The following is a 23160-nucleotide window of genomic DNA, read 5'->3' on the forward strand; positions in this document are numbered from 1 at the left end:
CCTTGACCCGAAAGTCCTGCACTCATACGATTTAGCAGCGTTGGCAGGGAAGCTGACAACCGCTGAGCGGCCCTGGTCCCGGGGCAGCAAGCGGCAACACAGGAGTGATCCATCGTGGCCCTTGGAATCTCTCGACGTGCGGTCCTCGCGGGGACGGCCGGCCTCGGACTGGCCGGACTGGCGGCCTGTGGCACCGGAGGCGGCTCCGGTGAGAACGGCAACCCTCCCGGGGGCAACAACAACAGCGACTCGGTGCTGCCGGCGTACACGCCGGTCGAGCTGGTCAAACCGGACGTGCCGGGGACCGACATCGTGATGCCCGCGTACTTCTCGTACCCGCAGAACACCGAGAAGGTGTTCGACACGCCGCCGGGCGAGGGGTTGGAGAAGATCTCCATCGCCTACACGACCTTCCAACCGGTGCCCACGGGTCCGGACAGCAACTCGTTCTGGAAGCAGCTGCAGGAGGACGTCGGCACCACCGTGGAGCTGCAGCCGGTGCCGTCGTCGGAGTACACCAAGGTGTTCCCCACCCGGGTGGCGGGCGATCAACTGGCCGACATCATGTTCCTGCCGCGCCCGGTGCCTGAGATGCCCGCGTTGTTGGAGAGAAAGTTCGCCGACCTCGGCCCACTGCTGTCGGGCGACGCCGCCAACGACTTCCCGTACCTGGCGAACATTCCGACCGCGTCATGGCGGTGGACCCGGGCCAACGGCACGATTCAGGCCGTCCCGCAGCACCGGGCGGTCACCGGTGCCGCGATCTTCACCCGGCCCGACATCCTGGCCGAGCTCGGAGCCACCGAGGAGCCGAAGGACTTCGCCGAGTTCGAGGAGATGGTCCGCACCGTCAGCGATCCGAAGCAGGACCGGTGGGCCTTCTCCAACACGGCGTCGATGCGGACCGCCATCCTCAGCATGCTGGGCGGGCCCAACGGCTGGAGCGAATCCGGCGGGACGCTGACCTCGCAGTACGCCGACGAGCGCTACCGGCAGGCGCTGGGCATCATGGCCGACTGGGTGGCCAAGGAGTACGCCCATCCGGAAGCCGCGACCGCCCCGTACGCACAACACCGGGAGTACTTCCGCCTCGGCAACACCGCCTTCCTCGGCGACGGGTACGCGGCCTGGGAGCTGCTGGTGCGGATGCTCGACGGCGACGTGTCGAAGCTGTCGATGATGGTGCTGCCCAAGTACGACGGTGGTGGTGACTACTCGCTGAATGCCGGGACCGGCATCCAGGGCATCACGGTGGTGAACAAGAAGCTCGAGGGAGACAAACTCCGGGCCGCGCTCAACGTGCTGAACTTCCTGGCCGCCCCGATCGGGTCGGCCGAGCACCTGCGCCGCAAGTACGGCGTCGAGGGCAAGGACTACACCTTCTCCGACGGTTTCCCCGTCCTCACCGAGAGCGGGACGTCGAACTTCATCGACCTGCAGTACGTCGTCGACTCCCCGACGATCATCGGGCCGACCGACGAGCAGTCGGCCCGGATCCAGGCCGAGTGGCACACGCGGGTCGCCAAGAACCTCGTGCTGAACCCGACCCACGGCCTCTACTCCGAGACCGAGGCCAGCAAGGGCAGCGCCCTGGGCCGCGAACTGAGCGACGTGATCGACGGTGTCACCTACGGGCGGAACACGCTCGAGGAATACGATGCGGCCGTCGCGAAGTGGCGCAAGGATGGTGGCGACCAGATCGCCGAGGAGTACGCTCAGGCCATCGCCGAGCAGGAGTGAGGCCCGCAACCGGGGTACCTCGCCACCACGGCAACGGTCCGGGGGGATGATGGCGGTCGACGGTGTGGGTCAGCGGGGGGTGGGTCAGCGCGGGGTCGGTCAGCGGGGGGTCAGTCAGCGTGACATCGCCCAGCTCGCCGGGGTGTCACAGTCGGCCGTCTCGGTGGTCCTCAACGGCAAGGCCGACCAGCTGAAGCTGAGTGTGGCGGTGCAGCAGCGCATCCGGGCTGCGGCGGCGGAGCTCAACTACGTCCCCAACGCCGCCGCCCGCTCCCTGCGGGGTGGCCGGAACGGCCTGATCGGGGTTCACACGTACGAATCGGTTTTCCCGGTGGGCAGCCAGGACTACTACCACGACTTCCTCGCCGGCATCGAGGCCCAGGCCGCCGAGGATGGTGTCGACCTGGTGTTGTTCACCAGCACCCAACAGCCCGACGGTCGACGCTCGATCTACGCGGGCGGCACCAACCGGCTGCGGCTGGCCGACGGCGCGATCGTGCTCGGCATGGAGCGCGACGACGCCGAGATGCTGCAGTTGGCGCAGGAGCGGTACCGGTTCGTCTGCGTCGGCCGGCGCGAGCTGCCCGGTGTCGAGCTGCCGTTCGTGACGACCGACTACGACGGCGGCGTGACCACGCTGGTGCGAACCGCCGCCGAGCAGGGCCACCGCTCGGTCAAGTACGTGATGAACCACGCCTCGTACAGCCCCCAGCGGGAGCGGCGTACCGCCTTCGACCGGGAGGCGGCGGCGCACGGCATCACGACGGACCGGGTGGCGGGTACGGAGCTCGTGATCACCAGCAGTTGGCTGCGGGAGGTGGCGGCCGACCACACCCTGTTGGTGGTCGAGGACGGCCACCGGGCGCACCAGGTCACGGTGGCCTCCCGGGAGGCCGGGATGGACCTGCCGCAGCAGTTGTCCGTGGCCTGCCTCGACGTACCGACCGGGGAGGCGTCGACCGCCGGTTGGACCCACCTGGCCGTGCCACGGCACGCGATGGGCCGCCGAGCGGTGACGCTGCTGCTGGAGATCCTCGACGGCCGGGTCGAGCCCGGTCACCGCGACGTCCTGCCCTGCCCGCCGGTGCCTGGCACCACGCTCGCAGCCCCGGCCTGACGCTCGTTGAGCTTGTCCCTGACGTTTCCCGAGCTTGTCCCTGCCGTTCCCCGAGCCTGTCGAGGGGCGTCTCGACGTTCTCGAGTGGGCAGTTGGAGGGGTGTCGCCTCGCCGATGGGGCAGTTGGAGGGGTGTCGCCTCGCCGATGGGGCAGTTGGAGGGGTGTCGCCTCGCCGAGTGGGCAGTTGGAGAGGTGTCGCCTCATCGAGTGGGCGGTTGGAGGGGTGTCGCCTCATCGAGTGGGCGGTTGGAGGGGTGTCGCCTCATCGAGTGGGCAGTTGGAGTGGTCAGAGTCACGTGTTTGCCTCGCCAACTGTCCGCTCGCTGAACCCAGTGCGCGTCGGGGGCGTCTCGACGGGCTCGACGGGCGTACGGGAGCGCCTCGACGGGCTCGACGGGCGTACGGGAGCGCCTCGACGTTCTCGAGTGGGCAGTTGGAGAGGTGGCGCCTCATCGAGTGGGCAGTTGGAGAGGTGGCGCCTCATCGAGTGGGCAGTTGGAGAGGTGGCGCCTCATCGAGTGGGCAGTTGGAGAGGTGGCGCCTCATCGAGCGGGCAGTTGGAGAGGTGGCGCCTCGCCGAGCGGGCAGTTGGAGAGGTGCCGCCTCGCCGAGCGGGCAGTTGGAGAGGTGCCGCCTCGCCGAGCGGGCGGTTGGAGAGCTGGCGGCTCACCGAGCGGGCGGTTGGAGTGGTCAGAGTCACGTGTTTGCCTCGCCAAGCGCCCGCTCGCTGAACCCAGTGCGGTCGGGAGTGTCTCGACGGGCTCGACGCGCTCGACGTGCGTCGAGACGAGCGGGTCAGCGGGCCGTCCGGTTGCGGGCCTGCGCCTTGGCGTGGGTCCGGGCGCTGAGGGACTCCAACTCGGCGTTGCCGGCGCCGCGCCGCTGGGCGGCACGCAGCTGCGCCAGCTCGTCGTCGGTGATCCCGGCCCGGCTGGCTGCCCGAGCCGCCTCGGCGCTCGACAGGTCCGGCGCGGTGACGGACTCGCTGCGTCCGGTGGCCGGCGGCAGCGACGGCGTGGTCGCCAGCGACGTCGTACGGGCCTGCTTGGTCAGCAGCGTCGAGCTGACCCCCATCCGGGGTCCGAACACGTTCGAGTAGCCGACGTGGCCCGCGACGTTGGGGTGGTAGGACTCCGAGATCGGCCACGAGAGGCCGTTGATCCACTCGTTGTCGTCACACCAGGCGTGGTTGTCGAAGGCGGCGACCGGGCTGGCGTAGCGGAAGCCGGCGGCAACCGCGCGCTGGCGTACGACGTCGTTCAGCCGGTCGGTGGCCGCGTTGAGTCGGGACTGCTCGCCGGGGGAGAAGAAGGTCGCCACGTGGCAGTCGTCCCCGTTGAAGATGTGCGGGTACCCCGACACGACCACCGTCGCCTGCGGGGACCGTGCCTTGATCTTGGAGTTCAACGAGGAGAGCCGGCCGGGCAGGGTCTGGTTGACCACGGCCAGCGCGTCCTCGATCGCGCCCTCACAGTCGCCCCACCAACCCGGCTTCGCGCACTCGGTGAGGACGGGAGCGAACCCGACGTCGTTGCCGCCGACGGTGATCGTGACGTGGCGGGTGGTCGACCGCAGCGAGGACAACTGCTGGTTGGTGACGTCGGCGGTGGTGGCACCGCTGCAGGCGGCCAACGTCAGGTCCAGCGCGTACCGGCTCGCCAGCAGCGCCGCGTACGACTTCGGTGACCGCTGGCAGTCGGTGCCGTCGTCGTAGTAGGTCCGGGTGCCGGTGCCCGAACTGTACGAGTCGCCGAGGGCGACGTAGCCGGGGCCTTGGGCGTGGGCGACGGTCACCGAACCGAGGGCGGCAGCGGCGGCGACCACGCCGGTGAGCACGGTACGCAGGGTCCGCGACAGGATGCGCGACATGGGGCAGGTCCTTTCGGCCCGGCGTGCTCGCCCTGGGTGATCAGGATCGGCTGCCGGCGAGGTGGGGGGCTCTCCGCTGGTGATCCTGCCAAGCCCGGCCACGGTTGGGAAGGTCCCCGCCGCGTTGCTGCCGGAACCGGCAGTCAGGCGTGCCCGAGTTCGGCGCGAGCGGTGTCGAGCCGTGCCCGGTCCTCGGCGGGCAGCTCGGTGGTGACCGCACGCAGGGCGGCGTCGACCTGTTCGGTCTCGGAGATCCCGACGACCGGCAGCACCGGATCCGGGTCACCGGCGAGCCAGGCCAGCACCACCTGGCCGGCGGACAGGCCCGTCCGGGTGGCAACGTCGGCCACCGTCTGCTGCAGTCGCCGGATGCCGGGTCGGTCGAACGCTGTCGGCACCGGATGCTCGTACGCCTCGGTCAGTCGTTGCAGGTCGCGGGTGTCGTTCTCCTGCAGCAGGGTCGACGAGGCGACCGGGATCACCCCGGCCGCACGGCAGAGGCGCAGGTGCTGCTCGTCCAGGGCGACCTGTGGCGCGATGTCGACGTCGGGAGCGGGCACCAACAGTGTGTGCAGGCCCTGCAGCGCCGCCGGCGGCGGTCCGGTGCCGACGGCCGCCAGCGCACTGTCGAACCGGTCGGCGGTCAGGTTGCACAGTCCGTACGCCCGGGCCCACCCACGCGCCACGACCTCCTGGAGGGCTTCGACGGTCTCGGCCATGGCGACCGCGCGGTCGTCGAGGTGGGCGTACACCAACTCCACCCGGTCGGTACGGAGGCGTTCGAGGCTCGCTCGGACCGACGAGAACACGGCGTCGCGCGACAGGCCGGAGATGTCGGCGGGCCACCCACCGGGCGAGGCCGGCCGCGCACCGACCTTGGTGGCGACGGTGACCCGGTCCCGGGAGGCCGGACCCCGGGTGGCGAACCAGGTGCCGAGGCAGGACTCGGACTCACCACCCATGCCGCCGGTCTGCCAGAAGGCGTAGTTGTCGGCGGTGTCGACGAAGTGGGCACCCGCGTCGACGGCGTGGTCGAGCAGTCGGTGGGCGTGATCGATCGTGATGCGCGTGCCCCAGTACATGGCGCTGACCGCGATCGGTGGCAACGTGATGTCGGTCCCAGGCAGGATCATGCCCCCATCGTCCCCCATCGCCTGCGGCAGTGGGTGCGCTGGGTGACCGGTCGGATGACTGGTGCGCCGGCGGGGCGGGTCAGCGGGCGCGGTGGGCGACCCGGGTCACGTCGAGGATCGTCACCGACCGGGGCTCGAGTCGGATCCAGCCGCGGGTGGCGAAGTCGGCGAGCGCCTTGTTGACGGTCTCCCGGGAGGCGCCGACGAGTTGGGCGAGCTCTTCCTGGGTCAGGTCGTGGTGGACGTGCACGCCCTCGGCGGTCTCCTCGCCGAACCGGGAGGCGAGGTCGAGCAGCGCCTTCGCGACCCGGCCCGGGACGTCGGAGAAGACCAGGTCGGCGACCACGTCGTTCGCCCGGCGCAGCCGGCCGGCCAGCTGGGCCAGCAACGCCCGGGCCACCTCGGGGCGACCGGTCAGCCACTTGATCAACTCGTCGTGGTCGAGGGAGCGGATCTCCGCCGGTGTCACCGCGGTCGCGGTGGAGGACCGCGGGCCCGGGTCGAACAGCGACAGCTCGCCGAACATCTGGCCCGGCCCCAGCACCGCGATCAGGTTCTCCCGGCCCGCCGACCCGGAACGGCCGAGCTTGATCTTGCCGCTCACCACGACGTACAGCTGGTCCTCGGTGTCACCCTCGTGGAACAGCACTGCGCCGCGGTCGAGGTGGATGGTGGACATGGCTGCCGCCAGTGCCGATGCGGCTTCGCTCTCCAGGCCCTGGAACAGCGGAGCCTGCCGCAGTACATCGGGATCCACGCGAGTTTGCCCCTAACATCTTGTTCCCCAGTTCCGCCTAGGCTACCGCCGAAGCGACGGCAACGACATGGGGTCTGTTCCACCGACCCTCGGTGCGTCACCGATGTTCTCCCGCCGTGACGCTACGTCACTCCGGCTGGCACGTCCACAGGCCGGACGTAGGCTGCTTGTCATGAGTCCAGCGCCTGCCGCCAACACCTCGACCCGACCGGCCGAGAGCCGTACGGCCCTGGTCCGTCGCGCCCGCAAGATCAACCGGGTGCTGGCCGAGACCTACCCCGACGCGCGCTGCGAGCTCGACTTCACCAACCCGTTCGAACTGCTGGTCGCCACGATCCTGTCGGCGCAGTCGACCGACAAGCGGGTGAACCTCGTGACCCCGGAGCTGTTCCGCCGCTTTCCCGATGCCGCCGCGCTGGCCGGCGCCGACCGCGAGGAGCTGGAGGAACTGATCCGCCCGACCGGATTCTTCCGGGCCAAGACCAACACCCTGATGGGGCTGGGCGTCAGGCTGGTCGACGAGTTCGGCGGCGAGGTGCCGGGCACGCTGGCCCAACTCGTGACGCTGCCCGGGGTCGGGCGCAAGACCGCCAACGTCGTGCTGGGCAACGCATTCGGCGTGCCGGGCATCACCGTCGACACCCACTTCGGTCGACTGGCCCGTCGGTTCGGCTGGACCGAGCAGACCGATCCGGATGCGGTCGAGGCCGAGGTCGGTGAGCTGTTTCCGCGCAAGGACTGGGTGATGCTGTGCCACCACGTGATCTGGCACGGCCGGCGGCGGTGCCACGCCCGCAACCCGGCGTGCGGGGCCTGCCCGGTCGCCACGTGGTGCCCCTCGTTCGGGGAGGGCGAGACCGATCCTGAGAAGGCGGCCAAGCTGGTCCGGGAGCCGCGCGGATGACGAGCCCCTCGCCGGTCGGCCGCCGGTCGCTGCTCGGTGCGGCCGCGCTCGGCGTCGCATCGCTCGGGCTTGCGGGCTGCACCTCCGGTGCCGGGCCGGTCACCCGTCGTACGGGAGCGGCGCCGCCGACGAGCGGTGCGGAACCGCCGGCACCGGTCGCCACCGAGTTGGCCGAGCGCAAGGAGGCCGCCGGGATCGCCGCCTGCCCGGTGTCGGACCCGAACGTCCCGGCACGGGAGGACGGACTGCCCGACATCACCCTGCCCTGTCTGGGTGGCGGGTCGGCCGTCCGGCTGGCCGGACTGCGCGGGACGCCGTGGGTGATCAACATCTGGGCCCAGTGGTGTCCACCGTGCCGCCAGGAGGCACCGCACCTGGCGACGGTGTCGAAGCAGTTGGCAGGGCAGGTGTCCTTCCTCGGTGTCGACTACCAGGATCCACGTCCCGACTACGCGATCGACTTCGCCGCCGAGGCCGGGTGGACCTACCCACAGGTGGCCGACGAGGACCGGCAACTGCAGGTGCCGTTCCAGATCGTCGGCCCGCCGATGACGTTGCTGGTGACCGCGGACGGCCGGCTCGCCCACCGCCACGTGGGCATGTTCACCTCGGCCGAGCAACTCGCCGGGTTGGTCGCCGAGCATCTGGCGGTGCCGTGATCGCGGGTGACGCCGATGTCGGCTGAAGCGCTCCCGGCCGGGGCGGTCCCGGGCTGGCTGTCCCGCCTGCACGCCGGTCTGGCCGACCGCTCGGCCGCCGGCGATGTCGTACGGCAGCGGCCCGGGCGGGGCGGTCGGCCGGCGGCGGTGCTCGTGCTGGTGTCGGGCACCGAGGTCGCCGATGCGTCGGTGCTGTTCGTGGAACGGGCGCACACCATGCGCAACCATCCCGGGCAGCTGGCCTTCCCCGGCGGTGGCATCGACGAGGCCGACGCCGGCGTCGCCGATGCGGCCCTGCGGGAGGCCGAGGAGGAGACCGGGCTGGACCGCGACGACGTCGCGGTGCTGGGGGTGGTGCCGGCCGCGCACGTCGCGGTCAGCGGCTACGACGTGTCCGCGGTCGTGGGCTGGTGGCACACCCCCGGACCGGTCGGGGTGAACGACCCCGCCGAGGTGGCGCAGGTGGTGGTCGAGCCACTGTCGGAGTTGATCAACAGCGACAACCGGGTCACCGTACGGCTTCGCGCGGGCTACCGGGGCCCCGGTTTCTGGATCACCGACGACACCGGGGAACGCCTGCTGGTGTGGGGGCTGACCGCCCACCTGCTCGACGGGGTGCTCGACCTCGCCGGGTGGACCCGGCCCTGGGACCGGTCCCGGGAGATCGAGGTCCCCCAGCGTTTCCTCCGCGACGTCCGCCGCGTGGCCGGCACCAACCCCCACGACCAACACTGACCCCCGAGCGCACCGTCACGCCCCGAGCTTGTCGAGGGGCGTCTCGACAAGCTCGACGGGCGTGGTGGTGCGCTCGACGCGTCAGTTGATCACTGGCTGGCGGCCAGCGCCTCGGCGTACTCCTCTCGCGACTTGTTGCCGACCTTGTCCTGCCACTCCTTGACGAACCCGCGCCAGGCGTCCATGCCCATGGTGCCCTGCAGGACGCCGCGCATGACGTCCTTGGAGGCGCTGGTCAGCTTGGCACCTTCGGAATTGAAGGTTTCGGAGTAGAGACCCTCCGAGGCGTCGTCCTTGCCGGCCGGGATGGCGCGGGATAGGTAGTCGTGCTGCTTCTGGACCGACTCCTCGACGCCTTGGCCGAACAGGATCGCACCACTGTTGCCACCGTTGTACGTGAGCGGGACGATGGCGGGGGAGTCGGTGATCTTCTTCGGGTTCGGGCCCTCGTACTCCCAGCTGTAGCCCTCGTTGCCGTAGTTCACCTGCAGGTACTGCGAGGTGCCGAACGGGGAGGCGATGTAGTCGGCGATCCGCAGCAGCTGCTCAACCCGGGCGTCGTCGTCGGTCTTCTTGATGCCGATCGGGGCATAGTAGCCGGCGACGGACTTGCGGATCGGTGCCATGCCGCCACCGTCCCACTTGGGCAGCTCGAGGTTGCCACTCTTCCACTCCGGATTGCTGCGCTCGTTGCCACCCCAGCCGACGAAGGACTGGACGTACATCGCGCTGACGCCGGACTTGTACCAGGCGGAGTTGCTGGCGGTGTCGGAGAACGAGTTCGGGTGCAGGCAACCGGCGGCGATGATCTCGGCGGCCTTGGTCAGTGCCATCTCGTACTCTTCGGTCTCGTACTCGTGGGTGAAGACGCCGCCCTCCTCCTTCCAGCCGTTGGGGGTGCCGCACATGGTCTGCGTCGTCCGCAGCAACCACCCCACCGGGTCGGCACCCATCGCGAACTCGTTCTTGTCCTTGTTGGTCAGGGACTTGAGCAGTTCGATGTACTCCTCACCGTTGGCAACGGTGACGTTGGGGTCGACGCCCCGTTCCTCGAAGATGTCGCCGCGGTAGTTGACGGTCACCCCGGCCGGCGGACGCGGTTGGGCGATGCCCCAGATGCGCCCGTTGATGGTCGAGATCTTCCACGTGGGCGTGGGGATGTTGGCCAGGCCGGGGTAGTCCTTCACCCCGTCACCGCCGAGGATGTCGGTCAGGTCGGTGAAGTAGGTCTCCAACAGTTTCGGGTACTCCGGCACCGCGATGAGCTGCACCAGGTCGGGGATGTCACCACCGGCCATCGTCACCTGGAACTTCTCGGTGTAGTTGACGTAGGTGCCGGGGATGACCTCGAAGGTGGTGCCGATGTCCTCGGCGAACTTCTTGTAGTTCTCGTTCTGCTCCGGCGGCATCTCCGGCGGCAGCGACTGCATCAGCGCGGTGAACGGCTCGCCGCCCGGGAGGGGAAACCCGGGGCGCTCGCTCGGCGGGCTCGGGAAGTTGTAGAACACCGGGGCGACGCCCTCGGCGGTGCCGGGCAGGTCGGGCGTGACGTCGGCGTACGGCACGAACGTGGGGACCTTTCCTGCTTGCTCGGCGTTGCCGCCCGGCTCACCGCTGCCCGTTCCGCCGCCACCGGAGTCACACGCCGCAAGGCCGATGGCGCCGGCGACACCTGCCGCTCCGGCCAGCAGGGCGCGGCGGGACAGGCCCGGGGAAGTGATGGGGTTTCTGCTCATGACAACGATGTCCTTACTCTCGGGTTCGATACAGGCGTCCAGCCAGGTTCATTGGACACCAACCGAAACTGTGGGTTGTGCGCCCAGTGTCTGGCCGGCACCGGGCCCTGTCAACGGTCATCGCCATCTTGTTACCTCCCGGACGGGGGCTTGTTATCGTGGCGGCCAACACGTCGGACGGTTCCGTTCGCCGTCCGCTACCGGCCCGGAGGTGGCCATGACGCCCACTGCCACGAAGGCCGCGTTGTGCCGGGCATGGGCCGACCTCCTGCCGGGTCACCCCGGGCTGGGGAAGGCCCTGCTCCGTCGCTGGTCGGAACCGCACCGTCGCTACCACACCCCCGACCATCTGGCCCGGGTGCTTGCGTCGATCGACGACTTCGCCGAGCCCGGCCATGACATCCGCACCGTGAAGCTCGCCGCCTGGTACCACGACGCGGTGTACGACATCGGGCCCGGCGCGGGGGGCGCCGGCCCGGGTGGCAACGAACGGGCCTCGGCAGAACTCGCCCGGTGGGAGCTGACCGGGCCGTTGGGGGCCGACACCGCGGCGGAGGTGGCCCGACTGGTGTTGCTCACCGCCGGGCACGAGGTGGCCGAGGGCGACCAAGACGGGGCGCTGCTGTGTGATGCCGATCTGGCCATTCTGGGGGCGGACCCGGCGGAGTACCTCTCCTACACCCGGGCCGTCCGGGAGGAGTACGCCGCCGTACCGGACGCCGCGTTCGCCACCGGGCGTACGGCCATCCTGCGGGACCTGCTGCTGCGGCCCCTGTTCCGGACCGTCGCGGGGCGGCGACTGCAGGCGCAGGCCGAGGTCAACCTCCACGCGGAGATCGAGCGGCTGGCCGCAACGGTCCCCGACACTGATCATGATCATCGAGCCGACCATGATCATCGGGCCGACCGTGATCATCGGGCTGACACGGCGGTCACCTGATCAACACCGGAGACGTCCCTGCACAACGAGGAGTGGTCATGCCCGAGTTCGTCCGCCAGACCCGACTGGAGCATCCCCGCGACGAGGTGTTCGCGTGGCACACCCGCCCCGGTGCGCTCACTCGGTTGACCGCACCCGGTCCGGGCTCGGCCCGCCGTGAGGTGCCCGCCCTGGTGGCCGGCGAGACCGCCGACCTGGTGGTTGCGGGCGTGCCGGGCACCGGTGGCGCGGTCGGCTTCGCGTGGCGCGCCCGAACCGTCGAGGTGGTCGCACCCGAGTCGTTCACCGACGTGATGGAGTCGGGCCCGATGGCGTCGTGGCACCACCGCCACCAGTTCGACGACGTCGACGGTGGCACCCTGATCACCGACACCATCACCTACGAGCCGCCGACCCGGCTGCTGCCCCGCGAGACGGTGGAGTCCCAGTTGCACCGGCTGTGGGACTTCCGCGCCCGTCAGCTGGTGGACGACCTCGCCTTCCACGCCACCCATCGCGAGCCCCGCACGATCGCCGTCACCGGGGCGTCCGGGCTGGTGGGTCGCCAGCTCACCGCCCTGCTGGGCGGCGGCGGGCACCGGGTGGTCCGGTTGGTCCGTGGTGGCACGACCGGCGACGACACCATCGGCTGGGACCCCTCCCGCGGCGAGCTCGACCCGGAGGCCCTGCGTGGGGTCGACGTGGTGGTCCACCTCGGTGGTGAGCCCATCGGTCGTCCGTTCACCGCCGGTCACAAGCGGCGGGTGTTGTCCAGCCGGGTGGACTCGACCCGGCTGCTCGCCGAGGCATTGGCCGAACTCGCCGCGGACGGTCGGGACCGGGCGTTCGTGGTCGCCTCGGCCGCGGGCTGGTACGGGGCAGCCGCCTCGACCGGCCAGGACGCCCCGGCACTGACCGAGGACGAACCGGCTGCCGACGACTTCCTCGGCAGGGTGTGCCGGGCCTGGGAGGCTGCGGCGGACCCCGCCCGCGAGGCCGGGGTGCGTACCGTGCACGTCCGTACCGGCATCGTGCAGTCGGCCGGTGGTGGGCCGCTGATGCTGCAGTGGCCGTTGTTTCTGGCCGGGCTCGGCGGCGCGCTGGGTCGGGGCGACAACTGGCTGTCGTGGATCACACTGGACGACCTGGTACGCCTGTACGCCCACGTCGCCCTCACCGACGGCCTCGCCGGACCGGTCAACGCCGTCGCGCCGAACCCGGTCACCGGGCAGGACCACAGCCGGGCGGTGGCGCGGGTGCTGCGACGGCCGTCGGTCGTCCGCGTCCCACCCGTCGCGTTGGCCGCGATGCTCGGCCCCGAGGGGGCACAGCAGCTGGCCCTGGCCTCCCAACGCCTGAGTGCCGACCGGGCCTTGTCGTGGGGGGTCCGGTTCAGCCATCCCGACCTGCGGCGCGGCCTGGCCCACGTGCTCTGTCGCTGACCCGCCGGTCAGCGAGCCCGCCCTCGCCGGCGGGCCGTGGTGATCGTGATGGCCACCAGCGCCAGTGCGGTCCCGGCCAGGGTGGGCCATCCCACGCCCTGGCCGGCCACCGGGAGCAGCAGGTCGAGCAGCAGCGACCCGATGAGCTGGCCGGCGATGACCGCCATCCCCAGCACCAACACGCCCAGATGGCGGACCAGGGCGACGTTGATCCCCATGTACGCCAGCCCCATCAGGCCGCCCACGTACAGCCAGGGTTGGCTGGGGAACTGCTGCGGCCAGCCGACCACGACGCCGTGTACGACGAAACCGGCGGTGAGCAACACCGCCCCGACCAGGAAGTTGACCCAGGTGGCGGTGCCGACGTTCGAGATCGCGGCGATCTGCCCGTTCACCGCGGCCTGCAGTCCGACGCCCAGTCCGGCCACGACCGGCATCGCCATCAGCCACCACGGGGCGTCGCCGGAGAGCCGGCCCGACATCGACACGACCACCGCGACCAGGGTGAGGACGGCACCGAGCACGCGTTGACCACTGAGCCGCACCGGCCCGGCGGTGCTGATCCCGATCCGGTCGATCACCAGCCCGCCGACGGTCTGCCCGGCCACCACCGACACGGTGAACAGGGCGACGCCGAGCACGGCGGCCGTGACGCTCTGGGTCAGCACCAGGAAGGCGCCACAGGCGCCCCCGGCCAGGAACCACCGCGGCCGCGACCCGGTGCGTACCATCTCGGCCACCGACCTGATCCCACGACGACCGGAAGGTCTGCCGACGGTGATGGCGGTGATCACCACCAGACCGACCAGGAACGAGATCAGGGCAGCCAGGAACGGGTCGCCCAACTGTGCTGCCAACTCGCCGTTCAACCGGGCCTGGGCGGCCACCACGGCACCGGCGACGAGGCCCGCGGCCACCCCGAGGACGGGGAGGTGACGGGCGTGCTGTTCAGTCGTGACGCTTCTCCAGAGCCGGGGTCTTCGCCGCGACCGTGGCGCGGTTCAGGGCACCCTTCACGGCGTTGACCGATGCCTGGGCCGAGGCTTTGGTCTGGGTCGCGGAGAAGTCCGCCTTGTCCATGGACAACTTGCCGATCAGTCCCAGGATGCCGGCGATGACCAGCAGTCCCACCGCCATGATCAGGAACCCGAGCCACACCCGGCCGAGGGCATCACCGATCAGCACCGACAACCCGATGAAGATCAGGCCCAGGGCGTACAGCGCCAGCACCCCGGCGCCACCGAACATGCCACCGGCCTTGCCGGCGGCCTTGGCCGAGGGCATCAGCTCGGCCTTGGCGAGCTCCACCTCGTACTTGATCAGGACCTGCGCCTCGTCGACGATGTTCTTGACGATGTCGCCGACCCCGCGCTCGGCGGCCGGCGGCATGCGGTCGGTGCCAGCTTCAGTCATCGGTCAGCTCCTCGCTCTGGCCCGCGCCGGGTGGGCACAGGTCGTGGATCGATCAGTACTGACAATAGTGGTCCGAGCGGGCCGCTGCCGGACGTGTCCCGGTCCGGCCCGTGTGAACGACGCTGCCGACGGTCACTCGAGCACACCGGCGCGGACCCGGGCCCGGGTCCGACTCCGCAACAGGATCGTGCCGAGGACGGCGGCGATGACCGAGGCGACCAGCACCGCACCCTTGGCCCGGTCCCCGAGGTCCGGCTCGTTCGGGAACGCCAGTTCGGCGACCAACAGCGCGACGGTGAAGCCGACCCCGGCCAGGGCGGCGAGGCTCATGATGTCGCGCCAGCGGATGTCGGCGGGTAGCTCGGCCCCGGTGACCTTGGAGGTGAGCCAGGCACCTGCCGTGACGCCGATCGTCTTGCCGACCACCAGGCCGACCACGATCCCCAGCGTCACCGGTGTGGTGAACACCTCCCTGGCGATCGTCAGGTCGAAGTGCACCCCCGCCGCCATCAACGCGAACAGCGGCACCACCAGCCCGGCCGAGATCGGGTTCCAGAAGTGCTCCCAGCGGTCCACCGGGTCGTGCGCCTCCTCCGGCGAGGTACGGGTCAACAGGCCCAACAGCACGCCGGCGATCGTGGCGTGCACGCCCGAGTCGTACATGAACCACCAGCACGCGACGAACAGCGGAAGGTGCAGCCACCACTTGTCGAGCCGGGCCTGCTGCAACACGAACCACACCACCGCGCAGCCGAGCGCCAACCCGAGCGAGAGCCAGCTGACCTGGCTGGTGAACACCACCGCGATCACCAGGATCGCCCCCAGGTCGTCGACGATCGCCAACGTCAGCAGGAAGGCACGCAGGCTGGACGGCAGCTTCGGGGCGGCGACCGCGAGGATCGCCAGCGCGAAGGCGATGTCGGTGGCCATCGGGATGGCCCAACCTTCCAGCCTGCCCTCGGGCCCGAGGTTCAACGCCACGTACAGGCCGGCCGGCACCGCCATGCCGCAGGCGGCGGCGACGATCGGCACCAAGGCCTGGGACGGCTTCGACAGCGACCCGGCGCGGAACTCGCGCTTCAGCTCGAGCCCGGCGACGAAGAAGAAGATGGTCAGCAGCCCGTCGGACGCCCAGTGACCGACCGACATCGGCCCGATCCGGAACTCACGAACCGTTTCGTACGAGCCCGGCGCCAGATTGGCCCACAGCAGGGCGGCCACCGCTGCGATCAGCATCAGCACACCGCCGACAGTGACGCTGCGGAGCAGGTCCGCCACCGCGACCTGATCCTGGTTGTCAGGCGCCCCGAACAGGGTCAGCCGACGGCGCCGTGATGGTCCGGTGTCCGGCGGTTCGGGTTGAGAGGTGTCCATCCTGGGGTCCTTTCAGGATTGACGAGGTCGTGCCGACCGGGCTTCCAGGCGCTCCTTCGCAGGATTGTACGGCCGTGGGGCAGGAGACTGCCGTACGGTGCAAGTCGTTCGTCAGTGACCCAAGTCATTCCCAATTGCGTCGCTTCGGCCGTTGACGGGCTCCGGTGGTGTCGGCAGGCTTCGCTGTGTGGGCAGTACGAGTGACCCGGCGGGAAGCCAACCCGGGCGACTCTTGAAGTCGCAGGCCGTGGCCGATGCGTTGCTACGCCGGATCAGCGCGGGCGAGTGGGCCATCGGTGACCGGCTGCCGACCGAGCGCGAACTCGCCGTCAGCCACGGCGTCGGCATCAACACGGTCCGGCGAGCGGTCGGGATGTTGGAGCGGGCCGGGCTGGTCCGGCGCGCCCAGGGGTCGGGCACCTACCTGATCGACATCCCGGGACCCAACGGCCCCGGGCCCGGCAAGCCCTTGATGGGTGTGGTCCTGCCGGCCGCCAAGTACTACACCCCCGGCATCGTCGAGGGGATCGGGGAGGGCGCCCGGCAGGCCGGCTGGCAGGTGTTGATCAGCTATTCCACCTTCGAGCCCGCGTTGGAGCTGGAGCGGTGCCACGAGCTCCTCACCCTCGGCGTACGCGGACTCGTGCTGTCCCCGTCGTTCCACCAGTGCGACGATCCCGAGCAACACCTTGTTCGGCTGCAGGGGCTCGGCGTGCCGATCGTGCTGGTGGACCGCCGACCGCCGACACTGACCGCCGAGCAGACCAGCTACGTCGCGACGGATCGGGAGAGTGCGGCCCACATCGCGGTCCGCCGCTTCGTGGAACTGGGTCGGCGGCGCGTCGGCTACTTCGGCACCCACGGTGCCAACTCCGGTGACGTCCGCGACGCCTTCGGCCGTGCGCTGACCGCCTTCGACCTGCCGACCGTCCCCGGGGCCCTCGTCGAGCGTCGACCGTGGACCAGGCAGGACGTCACCGACTACGTCACCACGTGTCGGGAGTCGAAGGTCGACGCGGTGCTCTGCATGGACGATCGCAAGGCGTTGCTGCTGCTGCCGGCCCTGCTGGCCGCCGGGCTGGGCGTCCCCGACGACGTGTCGGTGATCGCGTACGACGATGCGGTCCACGACCTGGCCGCCGTACCCCTGACCACGGTGTCGCCGCCGAAGTTCGAGGTGGGGCGTCGGGCCGCGGAGTTCCTCGTCCACCAGATCACCCACGGCGCCGCGGCTGCGATCTGCCATGCCGAGATGCAACCTCGCCTGGTGGTGCGCGACTCGTGCACGCCGGAACGGTGAGCCGACCCGACGCCCGCTCAGCACCAACCAAGACCCAACCAACGAAACACCCAACCAACGAAACACCCAACCGACGAAAGGTGCACGAATGTACTGGGGACTGCTTGCCCACTTGGGATTCAACATGTGGGACGACCGCCCGAACTCGACGAAGATCAAGATCAATCCGTACCGGGCGAAGTCCGACACGTTGCGCGTCGATCGACCGATGTGGGACGAGCTGACGGCCCGGATGGCCGACGTCGGCATGAACCAACTGGTGATCGACATCGGTGAGGGCATCCGCTTCGACTCCCACCCGGAGCTGGCGGCCGAGGGGGCCTGGACCCCGGCCGAGATGGCCGAGGAGGTGGTTCGGCTGCGGGGCCTCGGCATCGAGGCGATCCCGAAGCTCAACTTCTCGGCCTCGCACGACGCCTGGCTGGGGGAGTACGCCTTCATGATCTCCTCCAAGCCGTACTACGCGGTCTGCTCCGACCTGATCACCGAGGCTGCCGCCATCTTCGACAAGCCGTCGCTGTTCCACATCGGGATGGACGAGGAGACCCTGCACCACCAGGAACAGCTCGCCCAGGTGGTGATCCGGCAGTTCGAGCTGTGGTACCACGACCTGCGGTTCTACGCCGATGCGGCGGAGGCGGCGGGCTGTCGACCGTGGATGTGGTCCGACCGGATCTGGCACCACGAGGAGGAGTACCTGGCCAACACGCCGAAGTCGATCATGCAGAGCAACTGGTACTACGGGGACGACTTCGAGTTCCCCGCCGGAGCGTTCGACGAGCCGAACAGCCACGCCCGCTACGTCCGTGCGTACGAGACCCTCGAGCGGGCCGGCTTCGACCAGATCCCGACCGGCTCCAACTGGAGCAACGACACCAACATGGGTGACACCGTCACCCACGGCAACGCGGTCATCGATTCGTCGCGACTCAAGGGCTACCTCACCGCCCCGTGGTACCCGACCCTGACAGCCGAGCGTGACCGGCTGCTGACCGCCGTCGACCAGGTGGCTGCCGCCATGCCGGCGGAGACGGCACCGGCCGCCGGCTGAGGACGACGCCCGTCGAGGCCGACACGACCGCGAACGGCTGACGGGCGAGCCTGAAACGGGTCGAGCCTGCCGGAACCGCAGGGTTCCGACAGGCTCGACCGCTGTCACCGGGCCGGGACGACCCGTTGGTGATCAGTCCTCCTTGGACGACTCCAGGTTGTCCTTGATCAGGTTCATCACCGAGGAGTCCTGCAAGGTGGTGACGTCACCCAGCTCGCGGTTCTCGGCGATGTCACGCAGCAGGCGCCGCATGATCTTGCCCGACCGGGTCTTGGGCAACTCCTCGACGACCATGATCTGCCGCGGCTTGGCGATCGGGCTGATCTCCTTGGCCACGTGGTTGCGCAGCGTCTGCACGATCGTCTCGGCGTCGTCGGCGGTCTCGCCCTCGCCGGCCCGCAGGATGACGAACGCCACGATCGCCTGCCCGGTGGTCTCGTCGGTCGCACCGACCACGGCCGCCTCCGCCACCCGCTCGTGCGACACCAGGGCCGACTCGATCTCAGTGGTCGACATCCGGTGACCCGACACGTTCATCACGTCGTCCACCCGGCCCAGCACCCAGATGTCGCCGTCCTCGTCCTTCTTCGCACCGTCACCGGCGAAGTAGACGCCCTCGAAACGAGACCAGTAGGTGTCCTTGAACCGCTGGTCGTCGCCCCAGATCGTACGCAACATCGCCGGCCACGGCTTCGTCACGACCAGGTAGCCGCCGTGTCCATTGCCGACCGGCTTGCCCTCGTCGTTGACGACGTCGACGACCACACCGGGGACGGCCTTCATCGCCGCACCCGGCTTGCCCTCGGTGACGCCCGGCATCGGGCTGATCATGTGCATCCCAGTCTCGGTCTGCCACCAGGTGTCGACGACCGGCACCTTGTCGCCGCCGATGTTGGTGCGGTACCAGACGTAGGCCTCGGGGTTGATCGGCTCGCCGACCGACCCGAGCACCCGCAGCGACGACAGGTCGAACTTCGCGGGGATGTCGGCACCCCACTTCATGAAGGTCCGGATGGCGGTCGGGGCGCAGTACAGGATGGTGACCTTGTACTTCTCGATGATCTCCCACCAGCGACCCTTGTGCGGGGTGTCGGGGGTGCCCTCGTACATCACCGAGGTGGCGCCGTTGGCGAGTGGCCCGTACACCAGGTAGGAGTGCCCGGTCACCCAGCCGATGTCGGCCGCGGTCCAGAACACGTCGTCGTCCTTGAGGTCGAACGCCGCCCAGTGGGTGTATGCACAGCCGACGAGGTAGCCGGCCGTGGTGTGCAGGATGCCCTTCGGCTGCCCGGTCGAGCCGGAGGTGTACATGATGTACAGCGGCTGCTCGGCCGGGAAGTTCTGCGGGGTGTGCTCGGGCGAGGCGTTGCCGACGGCGTCGTGCCACCACACGTCGCGACCCTCGGTCATCGCGGTCTCCTGCTCGGTCCGCTTGATCACCAGCACGTGGTTCACGTCCGGGCACTCGGTGAGTGCCTCGTCGACGGCCGGCTTCAGCGCGGCCGCCGAGCCGCGACGGTAGCCACCGTCGGCGGTGATGACGACCTCGACACCGCAGTCCTTGATGCGGGTGGCGAGGGCATCGGCGGAGAACCCGCCGAAGACGACGGTGTGCGGGGCGCCGATCCGGGCGCAGGCGAGCATCGCCACGACCGCCTCGGGGATCATCGGCAGGTAGATCGCCACACGGTCGCCGGCCTCGACGCCCAGGTCGGTCAGCGCGTTGGCCGCCTGGCAGACCTCCTTGGTCAGCTCGGCGTAGGTGATGTCGCGGGTGTCACCGGGCTCACCGACGAAGTGGAAGGCCACCTTGTCGCCGTTGCCGGCCTCGACGTGACGGTCGAGGCAGTTGTACGCCGCGTTCAGCGTGCCGTCCTCGTACCAGGTGGCGAACGGCGCGTTGGACCAGTCGAGTGTCTTGGTGGGCTCGGTGCCCCAGCTGAGTCGCTTGGCCTGCTCGGCCCAGAAGCCCTCGAAGTCGGCGTCGGCCGCGGCGTAGGTCTCAGCGGTGACGTTGGCGTTCGCGGCGAGGTCCGCCGGCGGAGGGAAGCGCCGGTCCTCGTGGAGCAGGTTGGACAGGGCGTCGTCGGACACGAGTGTGCCTCCTCGTTGAGCAGGGTTCTTGGTCGTATGTGCCGCGCACGGCCCACCTTTCGGCCGCCCGCAGGTTGGGTTCAGCCTAACGCCGGAACTCCGACCGGGGCCACGGGGTCTCAGCCCGCGCTCGACGGGGGCAGTTGGCGAGGTCCGGGCGTGTCGAGCGGGCAGTTGGCGAGGTCTCCGACGACCCGTCGCCTCTCCAAGCGCCCTATCGATCGAGGGGCCGTAGGGCCAGGACCCGGCCGCACGCGAAAGGGCAGTTGGCGAGGTCCGGGCGCGCCGAGTGGGCGGTTGGCGAGGTCAGGGCGCGTCGAGTGGGCAGTTGGCGAGGCCAGGGCACGCAGAGAGGGCAGTTGGCGTGGCCCGGGCTCGTCGAGAGGGCAGGTGGCGAGGTCTCCGACGTCCCGTGGCCTCTCCAAGCGCCCTATCGATCGAGTGGGCGGTTGGCGAGGCCCGGCCGCACCCGAAAGGGCAGAATTGACGAGGCTGGAGCACGCAGAGAGGGCAGTTGGCGTGGCCCGGGCGCGCCGAGAGGGCAGTTGGCGAGGCCAGGGCGCGCCGAGAGGGCAGGTGGCGAGGTCTCCGGCGTCGTGTCGCCTCTCCAAGTGCCCTATCGATCCCGAGCTGGGGGACTCCGATGGTACGGGCGTGGCCACAGCAGCCTGGAGCAGCCGCGGTGGAGCGGTCACCAACCGTCCGCGACCTGGTCAGTCGAGCCAGCGACCCGGTCAGTCGACCCAGCGACCCGGTCAGTCGACCCAGCGACCCGGTCAGTCGAGCAGGTCGAGGTGACGGACCTGGGCCTGGCTCAGCGTGACCGTCAACCCCTGCAGAGTGCCGACCGTCTCCGAGACCTGGCGAGGCCCGATCAGCGGGAACACCGGGAACGGCTGGTGCAGCAGCCAGGCCAGCGCGATGGCGGTGGCCGGGACGCCGAATTCCCGGCCCAACGCCTCGGCCCGGGCGAGTCGTTCGAAGTTGTCGTCGCTGTAGTAGCAGCGCACCAGTTCGGGGTCGTCGGTGCGATCGGGGTGGGCGCGTCCGGTGAAGAAGCCGCGGGCCTGGGACGACCACGGGAAGATGGCGGTCCCGGTCTCGGCCAGCCACGCCTTCGCGGTGCGGTCGGTCATCGCCACGCAGCCCCGCCACGGCACGTCGAGGGCCTCGGCGAGGGACAGGTTGTTGCTCAGCGCGGTCATCGGCTTGCGCCCGTTCGCGGCGGCGTACGCGTTGGCCGCCTCGAATCGCTCGATCGACCAGTTGCTGCCGCCGTACGCGGTGATCCGGCCGGCGCGGAACTCCTCGTCCATCGCGTCGACGAACTCGCCCACCGGGACCTGGGGGTCGTCACGGTGCATGAAGTACTGGTCGACGTGGTCGAGTTGCATCCTTTCCAGGCTCACGTCCAGCTGGGCGTGGATCGCCTCCGGGGTGACGTGGGGGGTGTGGGCGCCCTTGCCGATGATCATCAACTGGTCGCGGATGCCACGCGAGCGCAGCCACTGGCCGAACAACTGCTCCGGCACCCCGCCGCCGTACAGATGGGCGGTGTCGAACGCGTTCCCGCCGCGCTCCACGAAGTCGTCGAACAACACGGCGGTCAGGGCCGCCGAGCGGGGATGGTCGACCCCCATCACGACCCGCGAGCTGATCAGCTCGGTACCCGGGACCGCCTCGTAGCTCATCGGGGCGACCCGCCGCACCCGGATCGTGTCGCCGGAGACCGGGGCGAACTCGTCGGTCGGCGCCTCACCGGGATAGACCACACCGACCTGGTCGCGCCAGCTGTCGAGCACCGCCAGGTTGCCGAGGGTGTCGTTCCAGTCCATCGCCGGCGCCTGGCGGTCGGCCAGATGGACGGCCACGTGGTCGGCCTCGCTCGCGTACAGCTCGGGGGTGTCGACCTCGATCGACTCGGGTGCGTGGTGGGGTCGGTGCAGCACGAGGCCGGCGGGACGGCCGTCACGGCAGGGGAGCCACGGGTTCGGCACCTCCAACCATCCGTCGGCACCGAACACCCGGCACACCGGGTCGGTCGCCAGTCCGACTCCGGTGACGACCTGGGCGGTCACCCCGGAGTCGAACACCAGGTTGGTCACCGCCCAGTCGTCCACCCCGGTCTCGGCCAGATGGCCGGCACCGGTGACGGTGACGGGTTCGTCGTACGGCTTCGGCTCCCCGTCCGCGGCCAGCGCGGCCCCGGCCAGCAGCCGCGCCATCGAGACCGGGTAGCCACCGACGTCGAGAATGCCGCCGCCGGCGAGAGCCGGGTCGTAGGCCCGCGACCTCGGGTCGGCTGCGGCACCGAAGGAGAACTGCGCCTGGATCGACAGCACCCGCCCGATCGCCTGGTCGGTGACCAGCTCGACCAGCCGGCGCGTCTGCGGGTGGCAGCGGTACATGTACGCCTCCATGCAGAACACGTCATGGGCGCGGGCCGCCTCGAGCACGGCCATCGCGGCCGCGCGGGTCGGGGTGATCGGCTTCTCGACCAGCAGGTGCTTGCCGGCGCGGGCGGCGGCGATCGCCCACCGGCCGTGTTGTGGGTGCGGGGTGGCGATGTAGACCGCGTCCACGTCGGCATCGGCCAGCAACGCGCGGTAGCCGACCCCGTCGGCGCCGCCGTAGGTCCGGGCCGCCGCACCGTGCGTGGCGTCGGGGACCTCGTCGAGCAGCGCCTTGGCCCTGGCCTCGTCGGAGGAGCCGACCGCGACCAGCCGACCGGTGCGGGAGGCGGCCAGGCCGCGGGCGAAGGCGCGGGCGATCCGGCCCGGGCCGAGAATGCCCCAGCGGAGGTTGCGTGGGCCGGCCGAGGGCTCGCTGGGCGGGGTGGTCGACGACGGTGACGGGTTCACCCGGGGCAGTCTGCCAGCGACTGCCGATGAGACAGCCAGCACTGCCGATGAGACC

Annotated in this window: 18 protein-coding genes; 9 read left to right on the forward strand and 9 right to left on the reverse strand. The window is 70.2% G+C overall.

The features are described 5' to 3' along the window. Positions 1-114 precede the first annotated feature (114 nt). Together ACQBAU_RS02220 and ACQBAU_RS02225 are read left to right on the forward strand one after the other, a co-directional pair. Positions 115-1740 (forward strand): extracellular solute-binding protein, encoded by a 1626-nt coding sequence (locus tag ACQBAU_RS02220; RefSeq protein ID WP_465255355.1) that lies wholly within the window; start codon positions 115-117, stop codon positions 1738-1740. Positions 1741-1786: 46 nt separating this feature from the next. Further along, on the forward strand, positions 1787-2857 hold the full coding sequence (locus ACQBAU_RS02225; RefSeq protein WP_465255354.1) for a LacI family DNA-binding transcriptional regulator: 1071 nt from the start codon (positions 1787-1789) through the stop codon (positions 2855-2857). Between the two features lie 796 nt (positions 2858-3653). Here the strand turns inward: ACQBAU_RS02225 and ACQBAU_RS02230 are convergent. The 3 genes from ACQBAU_RS02230 to ACQBAU_RS02240 all read right to left on the reverse strand — a co-directional run bounded on the left by ACQBAU_RS02230 (position 3654) and on the right by ACQBAU_RS02240 (position 6617). Beyond that, the gene (locus ACQBAU_RS02230; protein ID WP_434548606.1) at positions 3654-4727 is read right to left on the reverse strand and encodes an SGNH/GDSL hydrolase family protein; all 1074 of its coding nucleotides are present in this window, start codon (positions 4725-4727) and stop codon (positions 3654-3656) included. A gap of 143 nt (positions 4728-4870) precedes the next feature. Beyond that, positions 4871-5860 carry an aldo/keto reductase gene (locus ACQBAU_RS02235; RefSeq protein WP_434548605.1) on the reverse strand — a complete coding sequence of 330 codons (990 nt, stop codon included), beginning with the start codon at positions 5858-5860 and terminating at the stop codon, positions 4871-4873. A gap of 79 nt (positions 5861-5939) precedes the next feature. Next, positions 5940-6617, reverse strand: coding sequence for a Crp/Fnr family transcriptional regulator (locus ACQBAU_RS02240; RefSeq protein ID WP_434548604.1), 678 nt, complete (start codon positions 6615-6617; stop codon positions 5940-5942). A gap of 172 nt (positions 6618-6789) precedes the next feature. Here ACQBAU_RS02240 and nth point away from each other — a divergent pair, with 172 nt between their 5' ends. Genes nth through ACQBAU_RS02255 form a run of 3 tightly spaced genes read left to right on the forward strand, consistent with a single transcriptional unit; the run spans position 6790 to position 8915 of the window. Then, complete coding sequence (gene nth, locus ACQBAU_RS02245; protein ID WP_434548603.1) at positions 6790-7521, forward strand: endonuclease III; 732 nt, start codon at positions 6790-6792, stop codon at positions 7519-7521. After that, a complete protein-coding gene (locus ACQBAU_RS02250) occupies positions 7518-8180 on the forward strand; it encodes a TlpA family protein disulfide reductase (RefSeq protein ID WP_465255353.1) in 663 nt (220 codons plus the stop codon). The genes nth and ACQBAU_RS02250 overlap by 4 nt, the downstream gene beginning before the upstream one ends. 15 nt (positions 8181-8195) lie before the next feature. Continuing rightward, positions 8196-8915 (forward strand): NUDIX hydrolase, encoded by a 720-nt coding sequence (locus tag ACQBAU_RS02255; protein WP_465255352.1) that lies wholly within the window; start codon positions 8196-8198, stop codon positions 8913-8915. Positions 8916-9004: 89 nt separating this feature from the next. Here ACQBAU_RS02255 and ACQBAU_RS02260 read toward each other — a convergent pair whose 3' ends face one another. Beyond that, positions 9005-10651 carry an extracellular solute-binding protein gene (locus tag ACQBAU_RS02260; protein ID WP_465255351.1) on the reverse strand — a complete coding sequence of 549 codons (1647 nt, stop codon included), beginning with the start codon at positions 10649-10651 and terminating at the stop codon, positions 9005-9007. Between the two features lie 217 nt (positions 10652-10868). Here ACQBAU_RS02260 and ACQBAU_RS02265 point away from each other — a divergent pair, with 217 nt between their 5' ends. Further along, the gene (locus tag ACQBAU_RS02265; RefSeq protein ID WP_465255350.1) at positions 10869-11591 is read left to right on the forward strand and encodes an HD domain-containing protein; all 723 of its coding nucleotides are present in this window, start codon (positions 10869-10871) and stop codon (positions 11589-11591) included. A 38-nt stretch (positions 11592-11629) separates the two neighbouring features. Continuing rightward, positions 11630-13012, forward strand: coding sequence for a TIGR01777 family oxidoreductase (locus tag ACQBAU_RS02270; RefSeq protein ID WP_465255349.1), 1383 nt, complete (start codon positions 11630-11632; stop codon positions 13010-13012). An 8-nt stretch (positions 13013-13020) separates the two neighbouring features. Here the strand turns inward: ACQBAU_RS02270 and ACQBAU_RS02275 are convergent, their stop codons facing one another. The 3 genes from ACQBAU_RS02275 to nhaA form a co-directional block, all read right to left on the reverse strand. After that, positions 13021-13929 carry a DMT family transporter gene (locus tag ACQBAU_RS02275; RefSeq protein ID WP_434548597.1) on the reverse strand — a complete coding sequence of 303 codons (909 nt, stop codon included), beginning with the start codon at positions 13927-13929 and terminating at the stop codon, positions 13021-13023. A gap of 31 nt (positions 13930-13960) precedes the next feature. Next, positions 13961-14425: a phage holin family protein gene (locus ACQBAU_RS02280; protein ID WP_434548596.1), complete on the reverse strand. Its 465-nt coding sequence runs from the start codon at positions 14423-14425 to the stop codon at positions 13961-13963. A gap of 132 nt (positions 14426-14557) precedes the next feature. Beyond that, complete coding sequence (gene nhaA / locus ACQBAU_RS02285; RefSeq protein WP_465259441.1) at positions 14558-15799, reverse strand: Na+/H+ antiporter NhaA; 1242 nt, start codon at positions 15797-15799, stop codon at positions 14558-14560. A gap of 187 nt (positions 15800-15986) precedes the next feature. On the opposite strand from nhaA, the gene ACQBAU_RS02290 reads away from it, so the two are divergent. Both ACQBAU_RS02290 and ACQBAU_RS02295 read left to right on the forward strand, forming a co-directional pair. Beyond that, complete coding sequence (locus ACQBAU_RS02290) at positions 15987-17099, forward strand: GntR family transcriptional regulator (protein ID WP_465255347.1); 1113 nt, start codon at positions 15987-15989, stop codon at positions 17097-17099. An 88-nt stretch (positions 17100-17187) separates the two neighbouring features. Beyond that, positions 17188-18150 (forward strand): hypothetical protein, encoded by a 963-nt coding sequence (locus ACQBAU_RS02295; RefSeq protein ID WP_465255346.1) that lies wholly within the window; start codon positions 17188-17190, stop codon positions 18148-18150. A 132-nt stretch (positions 18151-18282) separates the two neighbouring features. Here ACQBAU_RS02295 and acs read toward each other — a convergent pair whose 3' ends face one another. Together acs and ACQBAU_RS02305 are read right to left on the reverse strand one after the other, a co-directional pair. After that, a complete protein-coding gene (gene acs, locus ACQBAU_RS02300) occupies positions 18283-20244 on the reverse strand; it encodes an acetate--CoA ligase (RefSeq protein ID WP_434548592.1) in 1962 nt (653 codons plus the stop codon). A gap of 776 nt (positions 20245-21020) precedes the next feature. Then, positions 21021-23105, reverse strand: coding sequence for an aldo/keto reductase (locus ACQBAU_RS02305; RefSeq protein WP_465255345.1), 2085 nt, complete (start codon positions 23103-23105; stop codon positions 21021-21023). Between the last annotated feature and the right edge of the window lie 55 nt (positions 23106-23160).

Origin of the sequence: Carbonicoccus niuqiaonis, from assembly GCF_050157065.1 — a bacterium.
Taxonomy (GTDB): domain Bacteria; phylum Actinomycetota; class Actinomycetes; order Propionibacteriales; family Propionibacteriaceae; genus Avipropionibacterium.